Here is a 10377-nt window from a genome sequence, read left to right as displayed (position 1 = left end):
GAAGGAAAATCATAATAAAGAATAATATACGAGTTCAACCGGTCCCAACACGGCAACAGTTCAGAGAATTTGTCAGGCTTCCCCGAGACCTCTATAAAAATGATCCCCTCTGGGTTCCTCCTCTGAACATCCTGGAATCTCTGGATCATAAAAAAGGGAATAATCCTGTATTAGACAGGTCGGAGCACTGTATGCTTCTGGCATACAAGGAGTTCAAACCGGTTGGAAGAATCATCTCCTATATTGATCCCCGGTTTAATCAATACTATCAAAGCAAAACCGGAATGTTCGGTAGTTTTGAATGCATTGATGATCAGGATGTGGCGGCAGCCCTGTTTTCCGCGGCAGATGAATGGCTTCTTGAGCGGGGAATGACTGACATCCGGGGGCCGATCAATCCTGTAGCAGAATCCTGGGGATTCCTGCTGGAAGGAAATACCAGTCCGGTTTATATGTCACCCCACAATCCACTCTATTACAATGATTTTATTGAATTATCAGGTTTTTCCAAGGCGAAAGATTTGCTGGTGTATGAAGTTGATGCTGGAAAAGGTTATGGCCTCCCCGAAAGGTTTTTAAGCTTTGACAAAAAAATCCTGGAGAAAAGGAAGAACCTGACTGTCCGGAATATCAACAAAAGGGAGCTTAAAAGCGAGGCCCTGCATATTCTGAATATATTAAATGCCGCTGTTGCAGATAACTGGGGTTTTGTTCCTGTTGAAGAAGATGAGATGATCTCCATAGTGAAAACATTAAAACTGATACTTGATGAGAAAGCTATCCTCTTTGTGGAGGATGAAGGCGTTCCTGTGGCTGTCGCCCTTGGCTTTCCTGACATCAATGTGATATTCAAAAAAATCAAGGGCCGATTGAATCCATTCACCATTTACAGATTGATTCATGAACGAAAGAATATAAAAGACTATAGGCTCTGGGGTCTGGCCGTGCTTCCGGAATATCACGGCCAGGGACTGGATGTGCTTCTTTATGTACAGTTATACAAGGCTCTTGAACCGAAGAACATTCGCCTGGAAGCCAATTATATGCTGGAGGACAATCTCAAAATTCTGAATGCTCTGGAAAAAATGAATCTCACTCAGATTAAGAAATACAGGGTGTATCAAAAAGCATTGGTCTGAGGAAACTTTTCTCTGGAAGCTCTGGCAATTTTGACAAGGCTGAGCATGACCGGAACTTCAACCAGCACGCCGACAACAGTTGCCAGAGTGGCGCCGGAGGACAGACCGAAGAGGCTGATGGCTACGGCCACGGCCAATTCAAAAAAATTGGAAGCTCCAATCATTCCGGAAGGTGCTGCAACCGCATAGGGAACCTTCCAGAGCCTGGACCATCCGAATCCGAGAAAGAAGATAAAATAAGTCTGCACAATGAGTGGTATCGCGATGAGTAAAATGGCTAATGGATTGGCCATGATGGTTTTTCCCTGAAAGGAAAAGATGATGATCAGAGTCAATAATAGACCTGCTTCAGTAATACCCTCAAACTTTTTGCAGAAATCATTTTCAAACCAGTCCTGTCCCTGTTTTTTAATCAGTACAGTCCTGCTGATGAATCCTGCCGACAGGGGAATAACAACAAAAAGAACAACCGAGAAAAGCAGAGTGTCCATAGGAACCTGAACATGACTGACACCAAGCAGAAAAGCCACGATGGGAGCAAAGGCCACAAGTATGATCAGGTCATTCACGGCTACCTGAACGACTGTATACCCGGGATCTCCGTCAGACAATGAACTCCAGACAAATACCATGGCGGTGCACGGGGCAGCCCCCAACAGGATAGCTCCTGCAAGATACTCAGTTGAGAGGTCATCAGGAATGAATGATTTGAAAATAATTTTCAAAAAGAAATAGGCGATTATATACATTGTAAACGGTTTAACCAGCCAGTTGATCACAAGAGTAATCACGAGTCCTTTCGGTTTTTTACCAGCATTGACAATGCTCTTAAAATCTACTTTGAGCATCATGGGATAGATCATCAGCCAGATAAGAATTGCAACGGGTATCGAAACATTGGCATATTCCAGCTTTCCAAGCCATTGGGGCAGCTGAGGAAACAAAACTCCGATGAATACTCCCAGTGCAATGCATCCGGCGACCCACAAGGAAAGATAGCGTGCGAAAAATCCTATTTTATTTTCTGCCATATGAAACTCCTGTCCATTTTTTTAATCATTATTTAGATAATTGGCTAAATGGAGAATCAATTCAAGGCCCTGTAATAAAAAAAATGCTAGAAATTGATAAGGATTCTGATTTTTATCGACCAAATCGATTTAAAAGATTATCCCCTATAGTTCTCCTCTCTGTCATACTATAATAGTAAAGAGAGGTTGATGAATGGAGAACCGGGAAAAAAAATACAAGATGGCTTCCGCCGTTATTCAGAATCTTATAGATGAGACAGGAAAGGGATTCCTGGGAAAACCTGAGGCTCTGGAACTATCGGTTCTTGCTCTTGTCTCCGGACTGCATCTTTTAATTGAAGATGTTTCCGGTGTCGGCAAGACCACTCTCATTCGCTGTCTGGCCACCGCATCTGGTCTTGATACGGGAAGAATACAATTCACTCCTGATCTTCTTCCCGGCGATATTACGGGGATGATGATCTGGGAATCCGCTAAAAAGGAATTCCTCTATAAGGAAGGGCCTATTCATCATCAATTTATTATGGCCGATGAATTGAACAGGGCTCCTGCCCGGACTCAGTCCGCCCTGTTGGAGGCCATGCAGGAAGTCTCTGTCACTGTCGATGGAGTTCACAGGCTCTTGCCCGAACCATTTTTTGTGGCGGCGGCTCAGAATCCTTCCTGGTATGCCGGAACCTATAATCTTCCGGAATCGCAACTGGACCGTTTTGGATTGAGCATGACCCCGGGGTATCCCGTAAGGGAAATCGAGTCACTTATTCTGGGCGAATTCAAGGACAAAAAACCTCTGGATGGCATTTCAGCCGTTTCTTCACCAGAGGAAATCAGAGATCTGAGAATCTTAATCTCATCGGTCTATGTCGAAAAAGAAGTACTGGATTTTGCCGTTGATCTGGGAAGAAAGACCCGGGAATCAGGAATCTTTCAAACGGGATTGAGCACCCGGGGAATCCAGCACCTACTCAGGGCCGGGCAGAGTCTGGCTGTCAGGCAGGGGCGTTCCTTTCTTATTCCCGAAGATTTGCTGTCCATGGCAAAACCTGTCATGAGGCATCGTCTGCTTCTGACTCCTGAAGCCAGAAGTAAAGGTTTCTCTGTGGAACAACTCCTTCCGGATAAGCTGAAGGAAGTATTCGTTCCATCCTTATGAAACTGCCGCGGTACATCCATAAAGAGGGTTTCCTTTTCTTCCTCATCGGGTCTGTATTGTTCTATTTGACTTCTGTTTATTTCGGAGGAGTCTATATACGGCTGGCACGTTTCTGGTTCGCTCTATACGTCCTGGATTTCATACTCCTGATTATCAACAGTCAGACTCTCCGCTACTCACTTGATTTTGACCGAGATCATATCAGTAAGGGTGATCATATCAAGTATTCCATTAAGATTCAGAAAGGAACACCCTTTCCAGTCCCGTGGATCAGGATTGAACAGGCCCGTATTCATTCCCGTCAAGGCGATGAGACTCCTCCTCAGTTTTTTTCTCTCCTTTCTGATGAAATCTGGGAGTATAAACAGGATGTCCATGCCGAAATCAGGGGTGTTTATACTCTGGGATTGTCCAGACTCTCTTTGAGAGGATTAACGGCTGTTCTCTCAGTTGATCTTCCCATCTGGAGCCAGTCATTTTATGTATACCCCCGTTTGATTGATATTCCCGAGGAACTCAGAAAACACCCCTCCAATGGAGGAAGCAGTAAGGCGCTTACAGGAAGTCAGGGAGAAGCCTATATGTTTCAGGGGCTGCGGGAATACAGAGCGGGGGAGGGGCTCAGCAATATCAGCTGGTCACGGTTCGTACAATGGGGTCTTCCTTTTATAAAAACCTATACCACCCGGGGGGGTGATGAGATTCATCTTTTCCTTGACAGAAGATCTTCAGGACGAATTGCTTTGTGTGATGATACGGTTCTTGAAGTCTTTCTTTGCCTGGTGTTTTCGGCTGTTCATACCGGACAGAAGCTGATCATTCATGGCTATCCGGGTTGGGAAAACCAGATGGTGTCCACCGAGCAGGATTTCAGGATACTCTATCAGTCAACATTACTCCTTGAGTTTGATGTCCCGGATCTGGAAGAATTGAGAGAGATACCTTCAACAGGAGGTCTCTATGTCGTGTCCGGATTATCAGATCTGGAACTTCTTGATGAGTTTTCCTCTTTGGGGTCCATCGATCATTTAATCCCGGTCACAATCGGGATGGATGAAGAAGATCTCCTTAGCATCAGGTCACTCATTATCAGACTGGAGCAAAGGGGGGCGATAATCTCTGAAATCACATCATCATCCACCCTGGAGGATGAGTTGCAATGCCGGCTTTATTCCTGATTCCACCCTTGCTGTATCTGGGTCTATACAAATTTCTGGATGCCTCCGGTCCGGTTTCTATGATCTTCCTCATCGAGTTGCCTCTGCTTCTATCCTATCTGGAAAGCAGTCACAAAGGGTTCCTCAATATAAGACTATGGGGAAAGGGAAGCAGGATCAGTCTCTATTTTATTTTGTTTCTATCATTCCTCATTTTCATCCTGCTTATTCCTGAGAATCATTATCATGCCTGGCTCATCCTTCTTGCTGACGGGAGACCGGCAGGGAGCATCTCATTCGCCTTTGTTTATGCTGCCGGCATTGTCAGTTCCTATGGCTGCTCCTCTCTCATCCTCAACCCGAATAAGACTCAGGCCCTACTGAACCTCTTGTTGTTAATCAATATGGTTCTGATCATTCTCTACCCATCTACAGGACTGTTTCTTCCCTTTTTATTGCTTATAGCTTTAAAACTGAATTTCTCCATAGTAGGAAAGGGTCCACTGAAACGAATCTATGCTGTTATGTTTCTTCTCATTCCGGCTCTTTTCTTCGCCTTTTTGATCCCTGTATTGCAGGAGGAACCCAGAGGTAGTCACTTCATTGATGGTACATCCAGAAATATTCAGAAGGGATTGTCTTTTCTTTTTCCGGATCTCCCTCTCTTCCTCCAGATCCCGGGGTATGGGTATTCATATGAATCATCAAGAAAGACCGGAGAGAAACCACTTTTATCCCCTAAAATTATATTTACAATTTCAGGGGAACCTTCGTCGCTGTTGTATCTCAAGACAGATGTTTTCTATGCATACCGAGAGGGTTTATGGATATATGAAAATCTGAGCATTCCTGAAAAAATTGAGTCTCTTCCCGGCTCGCTTTCATTTCAAAGAGTTGAAGTGACCGTTGAGACAGACATCTACACAAGACTCCCCCTTCATACCTGGACGGAGTATGTTCAGTACAAGGGACAGTTTTATTCTGTAGACAGGAGTCTGGCCAGCCTGCCCCCTGACGAGTTTCCTCTGACAAAAGGGGACTCATTCATCCTGTATAACAGATATCATTCCGGCAATCCTCAAACAGAAGAAATGGTGGAGAGGGAAAAGCAGAGAGCCATGAATGTTCCAGACAGCCTGAAGAATGATCTGGAGTCACTCTCTCAGTCGCTGAAAGGTAAAGATAATAAAGAAACCTTGATGAATATCCATTCTTATCTCAGCGAACATTACACCTATTCACTGGATACGGAGAGTTCTGACAAGATGGTTCAAAAATTTCTATTTGGAACCTACAGCGGATACTGTGTTCATTTCTCCACCGCCGCGGCATTTCTGGCCAGAATCATGGGAGTCCCGGTCAGAATCGCAGAAGGATTTCTTATTCTTGTGCCATCAGAAGATGATAGCCTTCAAAGACAGGGCGCTTATGAGGGAACTGTATCAATTACAGGTTATTCCGCACACCAGTGGCCGGAGATATATCTTGATGAGTGGGGTTGGGTCCCCTGGGAAGTGACCCCGCCATTCACGGGTCTTCAGGATACTCTCTCTACTGGTACCATAGGATTTGATGCAATGACACAATCCCAGCTGGAGCATATGGGCTTTAGGAACTCTGTAGATGATCTGGAAAACAGCACCTTTCTCTGGGATAAAAAAATGCTGGGTTCTACAGGAATGACTCTTCTGATTCTGCTGGTTTTTATCCTGATTCCTGTATCATATTATAGATTCCAGAATCGGTTTTCTGATCATGAGATTCATAAAGCCCTTCGGATAATTACAAAAAAAATGAATAAAAAATGGGGTATTTCAAGTCCTGTACAGGGAGGTTGGATCCAATGGTTCCAGGGACTCCCGGCCACCGCCAGAACAGGCGTTCCCCATCATGAGGATGTCCTGCGGCTTCTTTTGATATTCAAATATGGAGAAAATGCTTTAAATCCTTCCGAAAGGAAGAGGCTTATGAGGGGATGTCATCAAATACGATTATTCCTCTCTAAATCCAGGACTGGTAAAGCTGAAAAGAGGAAAAGAATCTTTCAAAAGAAGGGCCCTGAATGTTATAATGAATTAGGAGATTAACTGTATGAATCCTCCAATTAAAAGGGTTTCCTTTCCACAGGAATCTATTATTTTAAGTCTGATCATTCTATTTCTACTCTTCTGGTACGGATACTCATTCACAGAAACACTTATTAGCCCCCCCTCTCATGAGATGAGCCGTGAATTAGAACTGTCCGATATGGATTACGGATTCTCTAAAACGGTGAACTATCATGTCCTTACGATCAGTCCGAAAGATTCAGAACTTGTGACTCTTCTTTCCGTTGATGGAAAAGAACTGCAGATCATCACCCTCAATATCAAAGGGGAAGCAAAAGACTGGATAACAATCGATCTTGACCTCTCACAGGCATCTAAAATTACAGCGGCTTATCTGAAACCGGATATCATTCGCTTGTTCTATAAAATATCCTCTTTATTTCAAGTTGATATTCAGGTGAATACGGGTTTTTATTCGGTTAAAAGGATTGAAGAGACACTCTCTGATTTTGAGAGCGATGGCTCCCTCCTTGTTTTCTTGAATTCAGATGGCCTCCAGTATAAACACACGGCTTTCGATGAGGACCAGATTCCCATCTCCTCGGGGGTCATTCATTCTTTCAAAGTGGTTCAATCCGGGAAGAAATTATTTGTACTGAGTATTCATAAAAATAAATGGGATACTATTGATATTCATCTCACAGAAATTAATTCAGACACGGGTTTGTTTAGGGATAAAATTATATCTGAGAATGTCCCGGCAAAAGAATATAAGTATCTAAAGGATACTGCTCTCGGTGATCCTGTTCTGACGGCTCTCTATGCATCCCGGGACAGAAAAAACAAGGTCAATCGTATGATGATTCAAAAGAGTGATCTGAACTCAGGGGAGATAACTCAGGAGAACCGTGTTTCTGTTCCTTTATTCAACAGCAAATATAAAATCATCGATTCAGACACTGAGACGACGAGGTTCATTTATCAGAAGGACACGAAAAAGGGAGTTGATCTGGCTGTTGTGACACTTGGGAATGACGGTTCTTCCTCGGAAATTCTCTATACAAAAACAAAATCCATGTCAAAACTGGCGGGTTACTTCACACTGGGTGAATACAAGGGGATAATCTTTTCTGATATCAATTATGAAAAGAGGGCTTTGTTTTTTGCCAGCAACCATCCGGAGATTATGAAAAGCACCACTACTTTATCAACCATCCCTCTCTGGTATCCCCTCGGGACAACTCTGCTTCTGTTTCTGGTGTCCCTTATTGCCGGAGGTCTTTACCTTCTGGCACTGCTTCCGTTGCCGGTGTTCAGTGCTTTTCTTCTAGATTATTTTTTGCGGGCAACTCATCGCAGGCTCTATATTATTAAGACAAGCCTGGTCACGTTTCTTCATACGGGAATGAAACTGTTTCTCAGTTCTGTTTTGATATCTTCTGCCGGAAATTTTATATTTCACCCACTGTATTTTGGAAAGACACCCCATATCTATATCATTTTGATCCTTTCGAGTCTTATCACATACATTCTGGCTCTGAGAGTCAATAAGGCGCAAAAGGAGACAACCAACGGCTGTATGAGCTTTTATTACCGTTTCTGTGGCATGGACTATCTTCTGTTTGTCCCTCTGATCATCATGTATCTCATCAGTTCGATCCTGCTGAGTAAAATTTAAAGCCTCGATCGTCCTTTAGGTATCAAAAGGCAGGCCGGTCCATTATAGAATGGGAAAACTGACGGTATCCATTAGAAGACACATCATCACCCCCTGAGTTCAGAATCCGGGACTGAAACCTGTTCACTTCAAAGATGGTTGATTCGATTCATTGTAATCCATATCCTGAGCCTTGGTCAGCAGTCCTGATTTAAATGAAGTGGTTTTATTCCGGCCGGTTTTTTTGGATTTATAAAGGGCATCGTCCGCTCTTTTCAGAAGAGTGATATCATTTATTTTCTCATGATAGTTGTAGGTGGCTATACCCAGGCTTATGGTTATTTTAAGTATGTTTTCCTGGTATTTTGTTTCCATCTCTTCCACGGTTTTCCGAAAGCGTTCAGCCGCATTCCAACCTTCATTCTTATCCGCATAAGGGAGAAGAATCGTAAATTCTTCACCTCCAAAGCGGGAGAGGATATCACCCTCACGGAGGGCTCTTTTCAAGACTTTTGACAGTTGGATAATCACTTCATCTCCAGCCAGATGACCATAACTGTCATTAAAAAGTTTAAAATTGTCTATATCCATCAAAATGACTGAAAAAGGCTTTTGTACACGTTTGGCACGGGCAATTTGTTCGTTGACCCGATGGATAAAAAAATTGTGATTGTAGAGGCCTGTTTTGGAGTCTCTCACCGAGTGCTCGTAATGAATCGTATTTTGAATTCCAATGGATGTAAAATTCATCAGCTTGTCAATATAAGATATCTCTCTGGTGTCATAGTCTTCTCCCAGAACTTTTTCACCAAAGAAGATCATTCCATATAATCCGGAAATTCCCAGAACCGGTACGACAATCCTAGGTTTATAGGGCACAAACGGGGCAAGTAATCCTGTGTCTTCCATCTCATTTTCAAGGATCAGAAAACTGGTGGTTCCTCTGTAGGTCCTGAAGAATTGTTCGAAAGGTTCAAGAGACTCTATGACAATGATATCATTGCTGATCTTCATATTCCGGCAGACGATGGTTTTAATTCTGTTGAACATTATTCCTTCGTTTAGAATGAATACCATATTAGAAGGAATAAACTTCTCTGCAAGAAAATGAATAATCAGATTAATGAGTTCATCCACAGTTTCCTGACGGAAAATTTCATTGGCTTCAATAAGAAGGTCTTCCAGCTCCTTATTGTTAGAATGAGTCTCATCGATATAATCAAGGACACCTGATTTTTTAAAGAGCTCATAATTCTTGAGAATCAGGGAATTCGTAGCTATCTCTTTCCATTGCATATAGGTGCAGTATAAGAGATTATTGATATTTTAGGATAAAATTATTTCATAAATTCATGGTTTTTCAGATTATGTACAAAATATATGAGGTTTTTGGGTTTGAAGTATTATGTTATAAGAACAGAAAGTAAATTATGATTCATAAATATTCTGGGCTTGTGATCGGCCTTCTAATTTTATTACTCAATACATCTCTCTGGGGAGACAATCGTTATACCACGGTCTATGAGCCGGACAGGTCCTATCTGACCAGGGGCACACTCCTGATTAAGGGATCTTCCGAACTGCTCAATTCGGTTTTCCTTGATTTTAATTCCTACACCGACTGGGTATTAGAGGGTATGACCCGGGAGTCAGAAATTGCATCATCCTTGCCAGCCTTTCTTGTCAGTATCAATCCGGTGTCTGACAGGGACAATCCGAATCTTCTGGAAATTGAGTATGATCTGAATACTTTCATAAAAAAAAGAGGTTTGAAAGCCTATTTTACGACTCAGTGGAGTATTGGAGACGCTGGAATCATTGACACATTAAGCTTTGAATACACTGGCTCTAGAAACATTTTGAAAGAAGCAAGCTATGTGCTTTTCTTTACACCTCTCGATGAGGGGATTCAGATTGACTTTATCTGTAAGGCCAAACTATCACTGATTCTTGATCTGTTTTTTTCGTTGAAATTGTATGAAAAAAATATCGGCTACTATATTGAGGGATTGTCAGATAATTTGAAGAAAAAACTGGAGAATCATCCATGATTCTTCGCAGAAAACTGAATTCTCAACTCTTCTCCCTGATCCTGTTTGATCGTAAAGCAGCCGCTAAATAAGAGGGAAAACCCTATTGTTCCCACTTTAAAGATAGAACACAAATCCCATATAAAAACCAATTCCTCCTGA

The 10377-nt window shown here is 42.6% G+C and carries 8 protein-coding genes; 6 read left to right on the top strand and 2 right to left on the bottom strand.

Annotation, left to right across the window (positions count from 1 at the left end; all coding sequences use genetic code 11):
• Positions 1 to 1139 (top strand): hypothetical protein (locus PF479_RS18345; RefSeq protein ID WP_298009803.1); only part of this gene is annotated, 1139 nt, incomplete at its 5' end.
• Here PF479_RS18345 and arsB read toward each other — a convergent pair.
• Entirely contained in the window at positions 1121 to 2170 is a 1050-nt protein-coding gene (arsB, locus tag PF479_RS18340; protein ID WP_298009800.1) for an ACR3 family arsenite efflux transporter, read from the bottom strand. The genes PF479_RS18345 and arsB overlap by 19 nt on opposite strands.
• A gap of 193 nt (positions 2171 to 2363) precedes the next feature.
• On the opposite strand from arsB, the gene PF479_RS18335 reads away from it, so the two are divergent.
• Genes PF479_RS18335 through PF479_RS18320 form a run of 4 tightly spaced genes read left to right on the top strand, consistent with a single transcriptional unit; the run spans position 2364 to position 8206 of the window.
• On the top strand, positions 2364 to 3323 hold the full coding sequence (locus PF479_RS18335) for a MoxR family ATPase (RefSeq protein WP_298009798.1): 960 nt from the start codon (positions 2364 to 2366) through the stop codon (positions 3321 to 3323).
• Entirely contained in the window at positions 3320 to 4501 is a 1182-nt protein-coding gene (locus PF479_RS18330) for a DUF58 domain-containing protein (protein WP_298009796.1), read from the top strand. Before PF479_RS18335 ends, PF479_RS18330 begins: the two co-directional genes overlap by 4 nt.
• A complete protein-coding gene (locus tag PF479_RS18325) occupies positions 4483 to 6567 on the top strand; it encodes a transglutaminase-like domain-containing protein (RefSeq protein ID WP_298009793.1) in 2085 nt (694 codons plus the stop codon). The genes PF479_RS18330 and PF479_RS18325 overlap by 19 nt, the downstream gene beginning before the upstream one ends.
• A gap of 4 nt (positions 6568 to 6571) precedes the next feature.
• Entirely contained in the window at positions 6572 to 8206 is a 1635-nt protein-coding gene (locus tag PF479_RS18320; RefSeq protein WP_298009790.1) for a hypothetical protein, read from the top strand.
• Positions 8207 to 8329: 123 nt separating this feature from the next.
• On the opposite strand, the gene PF479_RS18315 is transcribed toward PF479_RS18320, so the two are convergent.
• Positions 8330 to 9481: a GGDEF domain-containing protein gene (locus PF479_RS18315; RefSeq protein WP_298009787.1), complete on the bottom strand. Its 1152-nt coding sequence runs from the start codon at positions 9479 to 9481 to the stop codon at positions 8330 to 8332.
• Between the two features lie 134 nt (positions 9482 to 9615).
• On the opposite strand from PF479_RS18315, the gene PF479_RS18310 reads away from it, so the two are divergent.
• Positions 9616 to 10236 carry a hypothetical protein gene (locus tag PF479_RS18310; protein ID WP_298009785.1) on the top strand — a complete coding sequence of 207 codons (621 nt, stop codon included), beginning with the start codon at positions 9616 to 9618 and terminating at the stop codon, positions 10234 to 10236.
• Positions 10237 to 10377 lie beyond the last annotated feature (141 nt).

This window comes from Oceanispirochaeta sp., assembly GCF_027859075.1.
GTDB lineage: Bacteria > Spirochaetota > Spirochaetia > DSM-2461 > DSM-2461 > Oceanispirochaeta.
The sequence above is the reverse complement of the archived record's forward strand: the minus strand, read 5'-3'. Positions and strand labels throughout refer to the sequence as shown.

What these genes read in the sequence shown, in the direction of transcription:
- arsB (WP_298009800.1), bottom strand. Translation starts at nt 2,170, where the DNA reads ATGGCAGAAAATAAAATAGGATTTTTCGCACGCTATCTTTCCTTGTGG.
- PF479_RS18335 (WP_298009798.1), top strand. Translation starts at nt 2,364, where the DNA reads ATGGAGAACCGGGAAAAAAAATACAAGATGGCTTCCGCCGTTATTCAG.
- PF479_RS18330 (WP_298009796.1), top strand. Translation starts at nt 3,320, where the DNA reads ATGAAACTGCCGCGGTACATCCATAAAGAGGGTTTCCTTTTCTTCCTC.
- PF479_RS18325 (WP_298009793.1), top strand. Translation starts at nt 4,483, where the DNA reads ATGCCGGCTTTATTCCTGATTCCACCCTTGCTGTATCTGGGTCTATAC.
- PF479_RS18320 (WP_298009790.1), top strand. Translation starts at nt 6,572, where the DNA reads ATGAATCCTCCAATTAAAAGGGTTTCCTTTCCACAGGAATCTATTATT.
- PF479_RS18315 (WP_298009787.1), bottom strand. Translation starts at nt 9,481, where the DNA reads ATGCAATGGAAAGAGATAGCTACGAATTCCCTGATTCTCAAGAATTAT.
- PF479_RS18310 (WP_298009785.1), top strand. Translation starts at nt 9,616, where the DNA reads ATGATTCATAAATATTCTGGGCTTGTGATCGGCCTTCTAATTTTATTA.